14 protein-coding genes and 4 tRNA genes are annotated in these 17,376 nt (G+C 43.7%); 7 read left to right on the forward strand and 11 right to left on the reverse strand.

What is annotated here, in order from left to right; translation table 11 throughout:
* Nucleotides 1-43 precede the first annotated feature (43 nt).
* The 3 genes from ODOSP_RS10375 to ODOSP_RS10385 all read right to left on the reverse strand — a co-directional run bounded on the left by ODOSP_RS10375 (nt 44) and on the right by ODOSP_RS10385 (nt 3,067).
* Complete coding sequence (locus ODOSP_RS10375) at nt 44-475, reverse strand: Fur family transcriptional regulator (protein WP_013612267.1); 432 nt, start codon at nt 473-475, stop codon at nt 44-46.
* Entirely contained in the window at nt 475-2,421 is a 1,947-nt protein-coding gene (locus ODOSP_RS10380) for a heavy metal translocating P-type ATPase (protein WP_013612268.1), read from the reverse strand. The genes ODOSP_RS10375 and ODOSP_RS10380 overlap by 1 nt, the downstream gene beginning before the upstream one ends.
* A gap of 121 nt (nt 2,422-2,542) precedes the next feature.
* Nucleotides 2,543-3,067: a superoxide dismutase family protein gene (locus ODOSP_RS10385; protein ID WP_013612269.1), complete on the reverse strand. Its 525-nt coding sequence runs from the start codon at nt 3,065-3,067 to the stop codon at nt 2,543-2,545.
* Between the two features lie 147 nt (nt 3,068-3,214).
* Between ODOSP_RS10385 and clpP the strand changes: the two genes are divergently transcribed.
* The gene (clpP, locus tag ODOSP_RS10390) at nt 3,215-3,892 is read left to right on the forward strand and encodes an ATP-dependent Clp endopeptidase proteolytic subunit ClpP (protein WP_013612270.1); all 678 of its coding nucleotides are present in this window, start codon (nt 3,215-3,217) and stop codon (nt 3,890-3,892) included.
* A gap of 51 nt (nt 3,893-3,943) precedes the next feature.
* Complete coding sequence (gene clpX / locus ODOSP_RS10395; RefSeq protein ID WP_013612271.1) at nt 3,944-5,158, forward strand: ATP-dependent Clp protease ATP-binding subunit ClpX; 1,215 nt, start codon at nt 3,944-3,946, stop codon at nt 5,156-5,158.
* Between the two features lie 236 nt (nt 5,159-5,394).
* Here clpX and ODOSP_RS10400 read toward each other — a convergent pair whose 3' ends face one another.
* Nucleotides 5,395-6,753, reverse strand: coding sequence for a transposase (locus tag ODOSP_RS10400; protein WP_080705330.1), 1,359 nt, complete (start codon nt 6,751-6,753; stop codon nt 5,395-5,397).
* Nucleotides 6,754-6,894: 141 nt separating this feature from the next.
* Nucleotides 6,895-7,377, reverse strand: coding sequence for a hypothetical protein (locus tag ODOSP_RS10405; protein WP_013612273.1), 483 nt, complete (start codon nt 7,375-7,377; stop codon nt 6,895-6,897).
* Between the two features lie 262 nt (nt 7,378-7,639).
* Here ODOSP_RS10405 and ODOSP_RS10410 point away from each other — a divergent pair, with 262 nt between their 5' ends.
* On the forward strand, nt 7,640-8,596 hold the full coding sequence (locus ODOSP_RS10410) for an IS1595-like element ISOdsp1 family transposase (RefSeq protein WP_013611223.1): 957 nt from the start codon (nt 7,640-7,642) through the stop codon (nt 8,594-8,596).
* Nucleotides 8,597-8,857: 261 nt separating this feature from the next.
* Here ODOSP_RS10410 and pyrE read toward each other — a convergent pair whose 3' ends face one another.
* Nucleotides 8,858-9,487 carry an orotate phosphoribosyltransferase gene (gene pyrE, locus ODOSP_RS10415; RefSeq protein WP_013612274.1) on the reverse strand — a complete coding sequence of 210 codons (630 nt, stop codon included), beginning with the start codon at nt 9,485-9,487 and terminating at the stop codon, nt 8,858-8,860.
* A gap of 42 nt (nt 9,488-9,529) precedes the next feature.
* Between pyrE and ODOSP_RS10420 the strand changes: the two genes are divergently transcribed.
* Nucleotides 9,530-10,138 carry an NUDIX hydrolase gene (locus tag ODOSP_RS10420; RefSeq protein ID WP_013612275.1) on the forward strand — a complete coding sequence of 203 codons (609 nt, stop codon included), beginning with the start codon at nt 9,530-9,532 and terminating at the stop codon, nt 10,136-10,138.
* Between the two features lie 3 nt (nt 10,139-10,141).
* Here ODOSP_RS10420 and ODOSP_RS10425 read toward each other — a convergent pair whose 3' ends face one another.
* From ODOSP_RS10425 to ODOSP_RS10445, 5 genes are all read right to left on the reverse strand, one after another.
* On the reverse strand, nt 10,142-11,146 hold the full coding sequence (locus tag ODOSP_RS10425; RefSeq protein WP_013612276.1) for an aminoglycoside phosphotransferase family protein: 1,005 nt from the start codon (nt 11,144-11,146) through the stop codon (nt 10,142-10,144).
* A gap of 169 nt (nt 11,147-11,315) precedes the next feature.
* A tRNA-Leu gene (locus ODOSP_RS10430) sits at nt 11,316-11,399 on the reverse strand.
* A 60-nt stretch (nt 11,400-11,459) separates the two neighbouring features.
* A tRNA-Leu gene (locus tag ODOSP_RS10435) sits at nt 11,460-11,543 on the reverse strand.
* A 95-nt stretch (nt 11,544-11,638) separates the two neighbouring features.
* Nucleotides 11,639-11,725: transfer RNA gene (locus tag ODOSP_RS10440), tRNA-Leu, on the reverse strand.
* Between the two features lie 9 nt (nt 11,726-11,734).
* Nucleotides 11,735-11,805 (reverse strand) — tRNA-Gln (locus tag ODOSP_RS10445).
* A gap of 261 nt (nt 11,806-12,066) precedes the next feature.
* On the opposite strand from ODOSP_RS10445, the gene ODOSP_RS10450 reads away from it, so the two are divergent.
* The 3 genes from ODOSP_RS10450 (at nt 12,067) to rfaE1 (ending at nt 17,341) form a co-directional block, all read left to right on the forward strand.
* Nucleotides 12,067-15,210, forward strand: a complete 3,144-nt coding sequence (locus ODOSP_RS10450) for a glycosyltransferase family 117 protein (RefSeq protein WP_013612277.1) — start codon at nt 12,067-12,069, stop codon at nt 15,208-15,210.
* A 67-nt stretch (nt 15,211-15,277) separates the two neighbouring features.
* Nucleotides 15,278-16,391, forward strand: a protein-coding gene (gene prfB / locus ODOSP_RS10455) for a peptide chain release factor 2 (protein ID WP_013612278.1) whose coding sequence is annotated in 2 segments (ribosomal slippage) — nt 15,278-15,340 and nt 15,342-16,391 — 1,113 coding nt in all. Because the reading frame shifts where the segments join, the coding sequence is not laid out codon by codon here.
* An 11-nt stretch (nt 16,392-16,402) separates the two neighbouring features.
* Nucleotides 16,403-17,341, forward strand: coding sequence for a D-glycero-beta-D-manno-heptose-7-phosphate kinase (gene rfaE1 / locus ODOSP_RS10460; protein WP_013612279.1), 939 nt, complete (start codon nt 16,403-16,405; stop codon nt 17,339-17,341).
* Nucleotides 17,342-17,376: the final 35 nt, after the last annotated feature.

The raw sequence follows: 17,376 nt of genomic DNA on the forward strand, positions 1-17,376 counted from the left end.
TCTTATTTCCCCCGCAAATAGCTCACGACCCCACCCTCACAGACTATTCCTTTTTCCGGAGGGCACATGCAGCACATAAGCCTTTAATCACATAATTGGCACCGGTTTGGATAAAACCGGGAGGTAATTGTACCGAGGGAATATGTATACTTTTCACACAAAAAGTTTTATGGCAACATTCGCAGCAGAAATGCATATGCTGATCTTCGACCGCGCATTGACAACTATCGTCGCATACTGCATATTTTAACGTACCGCTTCCATCGTCCACCCCATGAATCAGATGGTGGGACAGGAATAAGGTCAGAGTTCGGAAAATCGTGGATTTATCGACAGTATCGAGTTGAGCCTCCAGATCGGAGACCGACATCGCCTGTTTCATCTCTAACAAAGTGCGGAGCACCAACACCCGGATGGCCGTCGGCCGGATATCCCGGAGAACTAGTTTATGTAAGCAAAAATCTTCCTCTATCATCATTCGAATTTTTTACTGAGGATACGTACGGAATTCAATACAGCCAACAAAGCCACACCGACATCGGCAAAGACAGCCGCCCACAAAGTGACGAATCCACAAGCACCGGCAATCAGAATCAGTGACTTCACCCCGATAGCACCGGCAATATTCTGCTTTACAATCCGTCGGGTCGCTCGTCCGATCGAAATCGCCGTAGCCACTTTGGAAGGTTGGTCGGTCTGAATAACCACATCGGCACTTTCAATAGCAGCATCCGCCCCCAATCCTCCCATAGCGATACCGACATCACTCAAAGCCAATACCGGAGCATCGTTCATACCATCTCCGACAAAAGCGGCAGAAACACCGGCCTCTGCATTCAATTTTTCCAGGTAAGCCGCTTTATCTTCCGGCAGTAAACCACCTCGTGCATGCCGAATCCCCAAGGTCTTAGCAAAGATAGCGACTATTTCTTTTTTATCGCCGGATAATAACTGAATATTATCGATATGCAACTGTTTCAGCCGCCCGATAGCTTCGACAGCATCTGCTTTCAGCGTATCCGAAAGCAATAAATGACCGGCATATTTTCCCGCGATAGCACACACAACAACCGTAGCGACACGCTCGGAAATCCCTGCCGGAACGGTTATTCCCCGATCGGTCAACAAGCGAATATTACCGACCAAAACATTTTTTCCCTCTATCACACCTTCTAATCCATAACCGGGATATTCTTGTAAATGCGTGACACCGATTCTCCCGGCTCCCTCTTGCAGGGCATAACGGGTAACCGCCTGTGCTACAGGGTGAGTACTTTTTTCCTCTAAGGTCAACAGGATACTTAACAACCTTTGCGATGAAACGGTATCCGCCTCCATCGAAAACACTTGGAAATGGCCTGTAGTCAAAGTACCGGTTTTATCGAATACGACAGTATTGACGTGAGTAATAGCATCCAGATAATTACCGCCTTTAAACAATATCCCCTTCCGGGAAGCCGCTCCAATTCCACCGAAATAGCCCAAAGGGACACTGATCACCAAGGCACAGGGACAGGAAATCACCAAAAATACCAGTCCCCGGTATGCCCAATCTTTGAAAAAATAATCGAATCCGGGATGGAAAGCTGCCACCAAAGCAGGCAACAACATAATCGATAAGGCCAACAAAAATACCACAGGAGTATAAATACGGGCAAAGCGACGGATAAAAAGTTCTGCCGGGGCTTTTCGTTCAGAAGCATCCTGAACCAAAGCCAGTATCCGGGCTAAAGCACTTTGTTCGTAAGGCTTAGTCACTTTCAATCTTATCGCCTGACCAGAGACGATCATTCCTGCCAATACCTCTTCACCACGATTTATAGTCCGGGGCAGACTCTCTCCAGTCAAGGCAGAGGTATCGAAAAGAGCATATTCTTCCTGTAACAATCCATCGAGCGGAATCCGTTCTCCGGGTTTTACCATGATCATCTCTCCAACCTCAACCTCACCGGGGAAAACCGACTGTTCTTTCCCTTGCCGTAAAACCAAAGCTTTTTCAGGACGGACATCCAATAAACGCCTGATATTCCTTCTGGCCCGGTCGACTGCACGATGTTGTACTCTCTCTCCCACCGAATAAAAAAGCATCACCGCTACCCCTTCCGGATATTCACCGATACAAAAAGCCCCTATCGTTGCCAACAACATCAGGGAAAATTCATTGAATATATCCTTCTGTCGTATACTTTTCCAAACTTCAACCATCACAGGAAATCCGACCGGAAGAAAGGCCAGTAAAAACCATAGCACTTCAACTCCCGGAATCATCCAGAAAGGGAGTTGCAGATAACGCAGTATAACTCCGCCAACGAGAAGTAAAAACGAAAGGATCAAAAATCCGGTTCCTTGCTGATCATGAGTATGCCCACAATCTCCGGCATGAGTATGTGTATGCGCACAACGCTGACAAGTAGCTTCCATATTCTTTTATCATTTGTTCGATACAAAAATAAGGGAAGATTCCTGCAACCAGGTTGCAAAAGTGATCCATACTGTTCCTGGTGAAAAAACTTATCAGTGTTAAAAATAATCGTTGTAATCTCTAAAAAGGGGCAGCATACATACGGGCACCGCTTCCTCCATTGACCGGATGATCCGTAAAATTATCGGGCATCGCATGAATAACGAAAGCCTTCCCTTTGACAGCCTTGAAAGGTATCCGGGTCGAAATCACGGTTTGATCGACTGTTCCCTCTTTCCCGACTTGTAACATTTCCAGATCTCCCCGATGTCCATCCCCATGAGGACCTGCATGTTTATGCGTATTATCCGGATCCCAGTGTCCACCTAGTCCTCCACCTATTACCGTATTCCCTTTGTCATCGGTGGTATTACTCATCGTATTTTTTTCATGCATATGAAAACCATATTGTCCCGGCTTCAAGCCGGAGGCAACGACATGAATCGCTATTCCTTTCCCTTGTTCTTTCACTTCGATCGAACCTACAATTTTACCTTTCCCATTTTCCGACAGCTCATAAATCGGCTTCTCGATACATTTTTGTTCAATTGTCTGAGACATACATAATACCGACAAAACCAAAAGAAAAAACAATACTAACCTCATTTCTCGTCCATTTAAAATTCTGTAATAGGATTATACGCGGCTTCACCGGATAAAGTTTCAAGTCGCCCGTTTTAAGATCGATATCCATTGATTTTGCTATTGCATAGTTTTTTTGTAATTTAGCCCCTTGAAAACTAATAAAAAGCTATGTTTCCACAAGACGAATTCAAAAAATACGCTATAAAGCACAAAGGGATCAGTAGTCTGAACCTTCATCGGTTTCAAACAGCTACGAACAGTTATATCACTCCGAATATCATAGAAGAACGCCAACTGAATATTGCAACCATGGACGTTTTTTCCCGTTTGATGATGGATCGGATTATTTTCTTAGGAGTACCCATCGACGACGATGTGGCAAATATCATTATGGCCCAGTTGTTGTTTTTGGAAACTGCCGATCCGGGGCGTGATATCCAGCTTTATTTCAACAGCCCGGGAGGTTCTATCTATGCCGGTTTGGGGATTTACGACACGATGCAATATATCAATTGTGATGTAGCGACTATTTGTACCGGTTTGGCAGCTTCGATGGCAGCGGTACTGATGACTGCCGGAACCAAGGGAAAACGTTCGGCTCTAACCCATTCCCGGATTATGATCCACCAACCGATGAGTGGCGTACAAGGCCAGGCTGCGGATATCGAGATCACTTCCAGAGAAGTACAGAAACTGAAAAAAGAATTGTATACCATCATCTCCGAACATTCCGGTCAACCCTACAAAAAAGTAGAAAAAGATTCCGACCGGGACTACTGGATGACAGCAGCAGAAGCTAAAGAATACGGTATGATCGATTCAATATTAACCAGAGCTAAAAAATAAAATTGAAAATTGCAGGTCGATGAGCTCTTATCGACCCAAAAGTAATAAAAGATGCAGGATAAATGTTCATTTTGCGGACGTAACCGGAACGAAGTTAATTTGTTGATAGCGGGGACGGACGGTTTTATTTGTGATGAGTGTGCTTCACAAGCCTATGATATCGTCCAGGAAGAGATGAAAAGTAAATCGACACTCAACCTGGAACATATCGAAGTAAAAAAGCCCATAGAGATCAAAGCTTTTCTGGACCAATATGTCATTGGCCAGGATGAAGCGAAAAAACACCTGGCAGTTGCCGTTTACAATCATTATAAAAGGCTTTTGCATAAAGCCGGTAACGACGAAGTGGAAATCGAGAAATCCAATATCGTTATGGTAGGTCGTACAGGTACCGGCAAAACCCTATTGGCCCGAACAATTGCCAAAATGCTACATGTGCCTTTTACCATCGTAGACGCGACCGTACTGACAGAAGCCGGTTATGTCGGGGAAGATATCGAATCTATCCTGACCCGTTTGCTGCAAGCAGCCGACTACGATGTCGAGGCAGCAGAAAAAGGGATTGTATTCATCGACGAACTGGATAAAATCGCCCGGAAAGGGGATAATCCCTCGATCACCCGCGACGTGAGCGGCGAAGGAGTACAGCAGGGACTATTGAAATTACTGGAAGGCTCTATCGTCAACGTTCCTCCACAAGGTGGACGTAAACATCCGGATCAAAAAATGATCCCTGTCAATACTAAAAATATCCTCTTTATCTGCGGAGGAGCTTTCGATGGTATTGAAAAGAAAATCGCAGCCCGTATGAATACGATGGTCGTCGGCTTTAATGCGAGCCAAAATACAGAAAAAATCGACCGGGAGAATTTCCTTCAATATATCGCCCCACAGGATTTGAAATCTTTCGGGTTGATTCCGGAGATCATCGGCCGTCTCCCCGTATTGACTTACCTGGAACCGTTGGACCGGGCAGCGTTACGTAATATTCTGACAGAACCTAAAAATGCTATTATCCGGCAATATATCAAACTGTTCGAATTGGATGGGATTACACTCAAATTCGACGAAGATGTCTATGAATATATCGTCGATAAAGCTATCGAATTCCGCCTTGGCGCCCGTGGCTTACGCTCGATTTGCGAAGCAATTATGACCGACCTGATGTTTGAAGTACCTTCACAAGGAAAGAAAAATATTACGATTACCAAAGCTTATGCCGAAGAAAAGATGAATCGCGTGAATGCCCAGAAATTGAGGGCATAAAATAAAAACTATTTTGAAAATATCCGATTGTGCACCTGACACCTGAGGATATTTTCGGGATATTCAGTAAATGTCCCTAAAAAGTAAGATGGCATATAAAGTTGATAGAGTATAATCACTTTATATGCCATTATTATTGCCCTTTTTCTGTGTTTTTTCACATAATCCTATCTTGTTAGACACGACGCTTCGGAAGAGGTCTGATGACCCCTTCTGGTTCTGTCGGTAAATTTATGTCATGCCGCTTTATCCGCCCGGTTCCTGATTTTATCTATCATCAGTATGGCATTTGCCGTATGTATTCCAAAGAAAATCCATAGGATTTCCGTCTTCCTGTTCCGTGCCTTTATCCTTGAGAGTGAGTAATGCTGCTTCTGTGTGCCGAAGCTGCCTTCAAGCCTGGTGGCCCTTTCTTTGGAGAGTTCACTTCTGAGAACCTTTCTCAAGGATTCATCCCTGGCCGCCCTTCCCTTGCGTACAAAGGATGTGGATATTCCATATTTTGTACAGAACTTTCTGTTGGCATTATTGGCATATATGGAATCGGCAGCCACGCATCTTACCCTCACATTCATGAGCTTCTGCTGCATGCGGATACAGTCCTTCAGGCGTATACCTTCGTTGAAAGCCTTGAACGAGAGGTGTTCGATGAACGATATGCCGTCTATCTGTATGTTGTTGACCTTCGCACCGAACTCGACGGACTTTGTTTCCTTGCCTCTTACAATGGGACGTACATAATGACGGTCAATGCTGACGATGCGGTCCCTGACCTTCCTGCCTTCAAACAACTCCTTTTCCTGTACAAGAACCTTTCTGATGATGGAAAGACGCTTCTGGTAATCCTGGGTATATCGGAGTGAGGTTCCATGTTCTCTATGGATTTCATCCCTCTGTATGAGGAGCTTTTCAAGGAGTCTGATCATACGACGCTTGAGCATCCTTGTCCTTGAAGCCTTCCTCTTTCTCTTCTTGCAGTAGGACAGATAGGACTTCGCCACATCCGCATACTTGTTGCGCGGACGCCTTATACCCAAATCTCTGCAATGAAGGCAGATTTGCCTGTAGAGCCATTCCAGACTTTCCCAAAGGAGTTTCATATCCGTAGGAAAACGCATATGGCTCTCATAGCATGTGGCATCGGTCATACAGACGTGAAGGCTGTCAAGATAGGGTTTCCAGTGTGAAGCCAGCACTTCCTGGAGGGAATCAACATCAAGACGGGACGCTATCTCATTGCGGATGGCACTGACTATCTTGTAGTTGGTTATGGGAAAGGACGGATTTATCATAATCCCGCAGAACATCTGGTAGTGTATGTTCCCGTTAAGATGTTCCACCAGCTGCCTGTCAGAGAATCCGGTGTACGCCTTCAGGACCATAAGGGCGATCTTCGCCGAAGGACTGAAGATGTTCCTGCGTCCCAGTCGCTGTTCCGACAGGCCCATGGTCTTTGCCATACGCTCAAACGGAAACACCGAATGAAGCCTGCCAAGCTCACTCTCATGAAAACTCTTGCGATATTTTTCTATAATATCAAATTCTGTAAAGCCCAAAGTAGGGTGAATTTCCGAAATATTTTGTATCTTAGCCATATCTTTGTTGGGGAATTTCCCCCGTTTTGGATTCCAAACCTTATTTGCGGGGGAATACCTAAAGATACAAAAAAGCCAACTAATTCGCAATATTTTGTGTATGAATTAGTTGGCTAATTTTATACTATTTACTGAATATCCCTAAAAACCTGAATTACTCAACAAACTATAAGGGATTTTTGCCAGCCCCTCGCCCAATTGATTGATTCCTTTTTCCAGTTTTCCTTTCAGCATCATTTTCATCACCATATTCAACTCTCCCTGGAAAGTAATCTTCATCCGGGTATCGTAAGGTCCATTCTCCAACAATTGAATCCATAAATTAAATTCAAAAGGTGTAGCTCCATCCCCTCCTAATTTTATTAATTTGGGTTCTTCTTTCTCCACGATCTTTACAGCCAACTCCCCCATACCTTTTAAGGTTATGTAGCAAGCATCTTCTGTAAAACGGGTAGATTCGATCTTTTCCGAGATTTTATCCATCTCCAATCCGTTAGTCATCCCCATTTGTTTGGCCATCTCTACCAAACGACCGATCCGGCTGAAATCGGAAAGTAATGCATAAACATCCCGAATAGGACTCTCTATTTTTAAGATCTCACTTGTAATTTTTGTTGTCGACATAATTTAATGAGTTAAAAGAGTTGATGAGTTATTGAGTTGATGAGTTGATGAGTTGATGAGTTATTGAGTTACTGAGTTACTGAGTTATTGAGTTAATAAATTATAAGTCTAGCATTAAAAATAATATGATTATCCGTATAATGTCCGTTAATTTATTTAACATCATACGAATGTTTTAATGATAAATATTTATACAAAAATATTTGCGTATTTTGCTGAAATTCAGTATATTCATAATGTTGTTTTAATCCGAAATATCATTATGAACATACTAAATTTCATGCAACGGTTCCCCGATGAAGCATCTTGCATTGCTTATCTGAAGGAACAGAGGGAACAATCAGGTATTGTCTGCAAACATTGTGGCTGTACGGAACATCGCTGGGATGCCAATAAACTTGTTTTTGAGTGCAAGCACTGCCATCATAGGCAATCATTACGCTCCGGAACTGTTATGGAACATAGCAAGCTGCCTTTCCGTTACTGGATAGCAGCCATGTTCCTGCTAACAAGCACTAAGAAATCCTTTTCAACAGAGGAAATCCGTCGCCAGTTAGGTCACAAACGTTATCAACCCATCTGGGAGATGGTCTGCAAGCTTCGGGATGTCATGGGAAAGCGTGATGAACGCTACCGCCTGACCGGTTCTGTAGAACTGGACGAAGGTTTCTTCACTGTGGAGCTTCAAGAAGAAGAAAAGGACAAACCGTTGAAAAGAGGTCGTGGCAGTCAAAGGAAAGCCAGGATTCTGGTCATGGTTGAAAGCTCCTATTCTACGAAAACTCCCAAGAGAGGAAGACCCAATAAAGCAGTCGGACACCTCAAAATGCAGGTCATATCAGATTTGGGGTCGAAGACAATTACCAAGGTTGTCAAAGAGCAACTGGAGCCGTCAGTAGAACTGACTACAGACGATTCCACATCATATATCAAGTTTGATAAACTCGTCAAGAGCCATAAGGCGGTCACTTCCGGCAAAGAAGCGGTTAAAGTCTTCCTGCCCTGGGTGCATATTGCAATAAGCAATGCCAAAAGGCTTCTGTTGGACGTTCATCATAAGCTTAAAAACGAATACTTACAATACTATCTGAATGAGTTCTGCTATAAATTCAACAGACGCTATCTCGATGAAAAACTATTTGATAGACTCGCTTTCACAGCTATCAACTATAACACCGACTTTAGGTCGAAAATTTATAGACGGACATCATGCGGATAATCATTAAAATAATTTCCTTCCCCAACACGATGAATCGACAACCCCTTAATCTATTCCCCTCTTCCACTTTAGCTACTCAGCAACTCTTTTTAACTCAGTAACTCTTTTAACTCAGCAACTCAATAACTCTTTTAACTCAGCAACTCAATAACTCTTTTAACTCAGCAACTCAATAACTCTTTTAACTCAGCAACTCAATAACTCTTTTAACTCAGCAACTCAATAACTCTTTTAACTCAGCAACTCAATAACTCTTTTAACTTATTTATAAGTCTCAGGACTCAATCGCCATTCTTTCAATTTTTCCACCTGATCAGCCTGTACATATCCCACTTTCACAGCCAGATCGATCATAGCATTGTAATTACTTAAAGTGGTCAGTTCACAGGATGCATTTTTAAAGTTATCCTCAGCCTTTTGGAAGCCATAGGTAAAAATGGCAACCATGCCCAGCACTTCACATTCGGCATTCCGCAAAGCTTCGACAGCCTGTAAACTAGAACCACCGGTTGAAATAAGGTCTTCGATAACTACGACCTTTTGCCCTGCTTTATACTCACCTTCGATCAGATTTTCCAAACCATGACTCTTAGCTGAAGATCGCACATAAATAAAGGGTAATCCCAATTCCTGAGCAACTAACACCCCCTGTGCAATAGCTCCGGTAGCAACCCCGGCAATCACCTCTGCCTGCGGATATTTCTCCCGGATCAATGCTGCAAATTGTTCTTTGATATATGAACGAACTTCAGGATAAGACAACGTCTTCCGATTATCACAATAGATCGGGGATTTCCATCCGGAAGCCCAGGTAAACGGATGAGTAGGTTCCAATTTAATTGCTTTAATATCCAATAAATAGGATGCCACTTTTTCTGCAACTGTATTCATTTTTATCTATTTTTGTATTGTTAAATACTAGAATTTTTGCAAATGTATAAAGTATTTTTTAAAGAGAGCTGTTTTTTATTGACCGATAATCAGAATTTACTAAAAGAAGGGGATATCCGTTGGGTGCACCGGGATTTTATGACCACGAAAAATTTCATTTACCAAACTCTGGAAAAAGGCATCCCTTTCAAAGCCGTACTTTATGATGAAGATCCGGAGGATTTGTTTACTATTTTCAAGTCTTGTTTCACCTATGTCAAAGCCGGAGGAGGAGCAGTCATACAAAATTCCGATATATTGGTCATCAAACGATTAGGAATGATCGACCTACCCAAAGGCCATCTGGAATATGGAGAAACGATGGAACAATGTGCCGTCCGGGAAGTAGAAGAAGAATGCGGGTTAAAACAAGTAAGTATTCTGTCTCCTTTAGACACCACCCTCCATATTTATTACCGGAATGAAAGTTGGTTCCTGAAAAAAACATATTGGTATCGGATGTCTGCCCCTTCAGGTCAATCTTTTATTCCTCAGACCGAAGAGGATATCGAAGAAGTGCTCTGGTATCCGATACACAATCTCTCCCAGCTATCGAACCAGACCTATCCTTCACTCCGGGAAGTATTCCATAAACTCCAAACCGAAGCCTAGGAGCTATTCGAGCAATTGCCTGCAAACCCGCCTGATTTCGGCATAATCGGCATCCAGCCTACCGGACTGGAAAAGCCGGTCAATGCTGTGCAGACCGGGTTGTATCGAATCGATAAAATGCGGTTTTCTTTCGTAAAGTCCCCGAAGCCCGAAAGCCCCCATCGCCTGCAACAGCCGTACCAATACAAAACGATAAAAAACATGACGGAATAGTCCCGGCTCCACCGTCCGGTAAGCCTGTAATCCGCAGATATATCCATCCAGTAACTCTTCCCGTTGTTCATCAGGAATCACTACGATAGCATCATACAATAACGAAGCTACGTCATAAGGTAAAGCCCCTTGCCGTCCTCCCTGATAATCGATAAACCAAACCTCTCCGGCTCTGACCATAATATTCCGCGACTGAAAATCACGAAACATAAAACTATCCGCAGGTTCCTGAACCAAAACATCTGTCAGCCTGACAAAATCATCTTCGAGCGCCTGCTCTGAAAAATCCGCTCCTGCCAATTTCAGAAAACAATACTTAAAATAATTCAGGTCCCACAGGATACACTGCCGGTCGAATACAGGACGTGGGACACAACGGGCATAATCCAGTCCCTGTCCCCCGATCAACTGAAACCGCAATAATTCGGACAAAGATTTCCGGTAAAGTTGCATCGAATGCTCCGACAAACTATTTCCTTTTCGCTCCTGCCCGACCACGTCCAATAAAGTTTGCGTACCCAAATCTTCCTGTAGATAAACCTTCCGATCTTCCGATACCGCATAAATTTGCGGTACATGTAATCCTTTCTCTGCAAAATGCCGGGAAAAATCGATAAACAAGCGATTTTCTTCCACATTTCGATTCCAGGCCGCAATGCACGACTCCCCGTTCCAATATATACGCCAATATTTACGTGCAGACCCGGAAGCCGGTAACATCTCGGTCCGGTCGGCTTTCTTCCCCCATTGCTGTTCGAATAAAGCCAGAAACTTTTGCTCTATCAACTGATTCACTTTATCTGTTATTGAAATCTTTTTACCCTAAAAAACAGCTGCTTCTAAGCAGACTTTTATCAAAACAAATGTTGAAATTTTTTACGAATTTCCCAAAGTTTCCGAAAATTTCAGAAAACAAAAAAACCGCTGTAAATACAACGGTTTTTCATGTCTTCATCTATTTCAGTGCCCAGGACAAGACTCGAACTTGCACAGCCTTTCGACCACTACCACCTCAAAGTAGCGTGTATACCAATTTCACCACCTGGGCCAATCCTTTACGTTTCAGATTATTTTAGAAATAATCTGAAACCGTAAATTTCAAAGTCGGTGCCCGAAATAGGACTCGAACCTACACGGCCGTGAAGCCACTAGTACCTGAAACTAGCGTGTATACCAATTTCACCATTCGGGCATTTAAAAGAACACTTTCAGTTTACGACCGCTGATTTTGATTTACGATTACTCAGGAAATAATCTACAATCTAAAATCGTAAACCTTAATTGAATTGGTGCCCAAGATAGGACTCGAACCTACACGGCCGTGAAGCCACTAGTACCTGAAACTAGCGTGTATACCAATTTCACCACTTGGGCAATCAAGTGTTGTCCCACCAGGATTCGAACCTGGACTGACAGAACCAAAACCTGCTGTGCTGCCATTACACAATGGGACAATCATTGATAGTGTCATTTTTGACGGTGCAAATATATGACCTTTTTTTTTTCCAACAAAAAAAATGAGGAAAATTCGAGTAAAATAATTATTTTCGTGCTTCATTAGTTGTTTCGTTATGAAGTCATCTTTTGATAACCAGACACTTAACACTTTATGTCTATTTATTCAAATACGCCCCAAGGGCAAGAAAGCTTCAAAACGGAGGAAATAATGATTTTTTACGCACATAATAATCGCAAATTTATCTTAATTAATGAATATGTATAAAATCAAAGATCATCCTAATTTAAGCTTCAAGCTGATTAACAGGGTTACCGGTTGGGTCACTTTCGTTATCGCGAGTATGACTTACATACTCACAGCTGAGTCAACGGCCAGCCTATGGGATTGCGGAGAGTTCATCACCACGTCTGTGGGCTTACAGGTGGGACATCCCCCCGGAGCACCGTTATTTATGATTATTTCGCGGTTGTTTGCGATATTTGCTCCATCGGCAGATACCCAAGCCTATATGATCAACTGTATGTCGGCCATTTGTTCCGGGCTGACCATTTTATTCCTGTTCTGGTCGATCACTCACCTGGCCCGTAAGCTTATTGTAAAAGAAGGTGAAGAAATGACTATGGGACAAATGTTTGCGATATTAGGAGCTTCGCTGATCGGTTCTTTGACTTATACTTTCACAGATACGTTCTGGTTCTCAGCCGTAGAAGGCGAAGTGTATGCGATGTCTTCTTTATTTACTGCGGTAGTTTTCTGGGCTATCCTGAAATGGGAAAATGTCGCTTTCGAACGTTATGCCAACCGCTGGCTGATCCTGATCGCTTACCTGATCGGACTGTCTATCGGAGTACACTTATTGAACTTGCTGGCAATCCCGGCAATCGTGTTTGTTTATTATTTCAAAAAATATACACCCACCGTACGGGGATTTATCAAAACAGGCATTCTTTCGGTATTTATCCTGGGTGTAGTTAATTTCGGAATCATTCCGGGCGTGATCAAAGTAGCCGGTTGGTTCGAGCTGACTTTCGTCAACGGAATGGGGGCTCCTTTCAATACCGGAGTGATCATCTATGTATTACTGATTATCGGGGCTTTAGTCTGGGGTATCCGTTATACGCTGAAAAAAGGGATGCCTGTCTGGAATACCATCCTGACTTGTTTTATGGTGATTCTGATCGGTTATTCTTCTTATTCGATGATCGTTATCCGTTCATTAAGCGATCCTCCTATCGACGAAGGAAGCCCTGACAATGTATTCTCTTTATTGTCATACATCAACCGTGACCAATACGGTGACGCTCCTTTACTCTACGGCCAGTATTTCAATGCTCCCCAAGTAGGGACGAAGGAGGGCGAACCGATCTATTATCAGAACAAAGAAACCGGGGTCTATGAAAAAATCGGTAACAAAACCATCTATGAATACGACAAACGGTTTTGTGGTTTCTTCCCACGTATGTACAGCGATACCCGGCCCAACTTTGCCAATCAATACCAGGCTTGGGCAGGAAGAAACAACGGTCCGACCTATACGGTCAACGGCGAGACCATCACCCGCCCGAGTTTCGGTAATAACATGCGTTATTTCTTCAATTATCAGTTAGGGCATATGTACTGGAGGTATTTCATGTGGAATTTCTCCGGACGCCAAAACGATATCCAGGGATATGGCGACATCATGCACGGCAACTGGATCACCGGCATTAAATTTCTGGATGAATTACGCCTGGGAAATCAGGATGAATTACCCGACAATTTGAAAAATGAAAAAGCAAACAATAAATATTATATGTTGCCTTTTCTGCTCGGTCTGTTGGGGATGTTTTACCAATACCGGAAGGGGAAAACCGGAAAACAGGATTTTTGGGTAGTCATGCTCTTGTTCATCATGACCGGTATAGCCATCATCGTCTTTTTAAATCAGACTCCGATGGAACCCCGGGAACGGGACTATGCTTATGCAGGTTCTTTCTATGCCTATGCCATCTGGATCGGCCTGGGTGTGCTTTCTATCTGGGAATTTCTGAATAAAAAGATCAAAAATATAGATCCACGGGTATCGGCCATTGCCGTTACTACGGTCTGTCTGTTCGCCATTCCGGTCAATATGGCCGCCCAAAACTGGGACGACCACAACCGTCATGCCCGTTATGCCACGACAGCCCATGCCCGTAATTACCTCAATTCGTGTGCTCCGAATGCAATTTTATTTACTTATGGAGATAACGATACTTTCCCACTGTGGTATGTACAAGAAGTGGAAGGAGTACGGCGGGATGTCCGGGTCGTCAATTTAAGTTTGTTATCCGGTTCCTGGTATATCGACCAGATGAAACGGAAAGCTTATGAATCTTCCGGAGTGCCGATTTCGTTCACTCATGAACAATACCGGGATGGGAAACGGGACTATGTATTGATCAGGGATCAGTTCAAAGAAGGAAACCTGAAAGATGTCATGGAGTTTGTCGCCAGCGACCTGCCTCAGACAAAATTACAGGGATATATCAAGGAACTCGATTTTATACCGACACGTAACGTTATCCTTCCGGTAGATTCGGCCAAAGTAATCGCCAATGGGACGGTTAAACCCCAGGATGCAGATCAGATCGTCAAAGACCTGAGACTGCATTTGCCGATGCAAGGCTTGACCAAATCACAACTGATGGTCCTGGATATTTTATCGACGAACAACTGGGAACGTCCGGTATATTTCGGAATCGGTATGGGTTCGGATGCCTATATGGGATTGGAAAAATACTTCCAGCTCGAAGGGGCGGCCTACCGCGTCGTACCTATCGAAACGAAAGAAGCCGAATTCTATGATTACGGACGGATCGACAGCGATATCCTCTACGATAATATCATGAATAAATTCGAATGGGGAAATATCAAAGATCCGAAAGTAAACATCGACTTCTTCCACGATCAGACCATCGCCGTCATGAAATACCGGAATACCTTCCTTCGGTTGGCCCAGAAACTGTATGACGAAGGTAAACAAGCCGAAGCGGTCGCCGTTCTGGATAAGTCATTGGAAGAAATTCCACTGTATCAGGTACCGGCAGACAATAGTATGCTGTTCTATATACCGATGTATTACGAACTGGGAGAAACCGAAAAGGCGAACCACTTGCTCAACGAACTGGCAACGAACAACTATCAGATGTTGAAATATGCCAATTCACTCGAGCCGAAATTTGCCAATACTCCGAGTATACAACAAGAGGAAAGACTCAGCATCGAAGTGATCAAGCAATTATTGGCTTTTGCCACCCAGGCAGGACAAAAAGAACTGGCACAGGAATTGCAGGACAAAGTATTGAGATTATATAATCCTTCACATATTTCTCCCGATAAACCGTTGATGAAGGATACGGCGGACAAAGCCGGGAAATAATAATTCATTTTATGCTGCATACCGGATGATATGCAGCATAAAATATACACACAAAAAAAACGATATTATGATAACAACAGATCAACTGAAAGCAGTTGAAGAACGCAGTGGCGCTCTGAGGAGGTATCTTTGACATCGATCGTAAAAAAATAGAGCTCGAAGAAGTAGAAATGCGTACCCAAGCTCCTGATTTCTGGAACGATGCGAAGCAAGCGGAAAAGGTGATGAAACAGGTACGCGAATTGAAAGGCTGGATAGAAGGCTGTGAAGCTGTATCCCGTTCGGTAGACGACCTGAACGTCCTCTTTGACTTCGCCAAAGAAGGCGAAGCTACCGAAGAAGAGGTGGATACCCACTATGCAGAAACCCTGCAATTGGTGGAAGAGCTGGAATTAAAGAATATGTTACGGGGTGAAGCCGATCAGATGAGCTGCATCCTTAAAATCAATTCCGGTGCCGGTGGAACAGAAAGTCAGGACTGGGCTTCCATGCTGATGCGAATGTATATGCGCTGGGCAGAAGCCAATAACTACAAATTGACGGTCAGTAATATTCAGGAAGGCGATGAAGCCGGAATCAAGACGGTTACGTTGCAGCTGGAAGGCGATTTCGCCTACGGTTACCTGAAAGGTGAAAACGGCGTCCATCGTTTAGTCAGGGTCTCTCCTTTCAATGCCCAAGGTAAACGAATGACTTCTTTTGCTTCTGTATTCGTGACACCATTGGTGGATGATTCAATAGAGATAGCCATCAATGCGGCGGATATCAGTTGGGATACTTTCCGTTCGGGAGGAGCCGGCGGACAGAATGTAAATAAAGTAGAAACGGGTGTACGCCTACGTTACAATTACAAAGATCCGGATACCGGTGAAACCCGCGAAATCCTGATTGAAAATACCGAAACCCGTTCTCAGCTGGACAATCGTGAAAACGCTATGCGTCTGTTGCGTTCTATGTTGTATGATATGGAATTACAAAGACGGATGGCAGAACAACAGAAGATCGAGAGTAATAAGAAAAAAATTGAGTGGGGTTCACAAATCAGGAGTTACGTTTTCGATGACCGCCGGGTAAAAGATCACCGGACTAATTTTCAGACCTCCGATGTCGGCGGAGTCATGGATGGTAAAATCGACGGTTTCATAAAAGCCTACCTGATGGAATTCGGAGGTGTCGAATAAATTAGCCTAAGATGTTAGATTTTTCAAACAGTAAAATTCTGATTGTCGGAGATGTCATGCTGGATAAATATTATTTCGGCAAAGTAGACCGTATCTCTCCGGAAGCTCCGGTCCCCATCGTCAACATTCAAAAAGAAGAATCCCGGTTGGGAGGTGCTTCGAATGTCGCCAACAACATTGTCAGTCTGGGAGGACATAGTTTATTATGTGGTGTTATCGGCCATGATCTTTTCGGTAAAGAAATCGAACGGATCAGCCGCCACAAAAATATCGACACCTTTCTGTTGAAAACTTCCTCCCCGACAATCACCAAAGCACGGATTATCGGCGGAAAACAGCAAATCGTCCGGGTAGACTATGAAGATAAAAGCGAATTGAATGCGGACAATAAAAAGCTATTCCGGGACACGATCAGCCGGATTTTACCGGAATACGATATCCTGGTGATCTCAGATTACGGCAAGGGCTTGATATCCGAAGATTTATGCCGTTATCTGATTAAGTTAGCTCACAAATACGATAAAAAAGTCATTATCGATCCCAAAGGGAAAAACTGGGAGAAATATTCAGGCGCCGATATCGTCACTCCCAACGTTAAAGAGCTGAGTGATATCGTCGGTTATACGGTACCCAATACCGACCGGGCCATTGAAAAAGCAGCCCGGGAAGCGATTACGAACAATCACCTGACCGCCTTACTAGTCACCCGCAGTGATAAAGGCATGAGCCTGATCGGTCCCATTCCCCCCATTCATATCCCGACCCATTCCGAAGAAGTTTTCGACGTCAGTGGTGCAGGAGATACTGTCGTAGCGACACTCGGACTTTGCCTGGCGGCAGGTTTTGAAATCAGCGAAGCGATGAGAACAGCCAATATTGCAGCAGGTATCGTCGTGAAGAAAGTCGGTACAGCTACGCTTACCATCGAAGAATTAGTACAACAAAAATAAAAAATCCTGTTCCCTGCCGAAACGAATATTTTCAG

The sequence above is a fragment of the Odoribacter splanchnicus DSM 20712 genome, assembly GCF_000190535.1.
GTDB lineage: Bacteria > Bacteroidota > Bacteroidia > Bacteroidales > Marinifilaceae > Odoribacter > Odoribacter splanchnicus.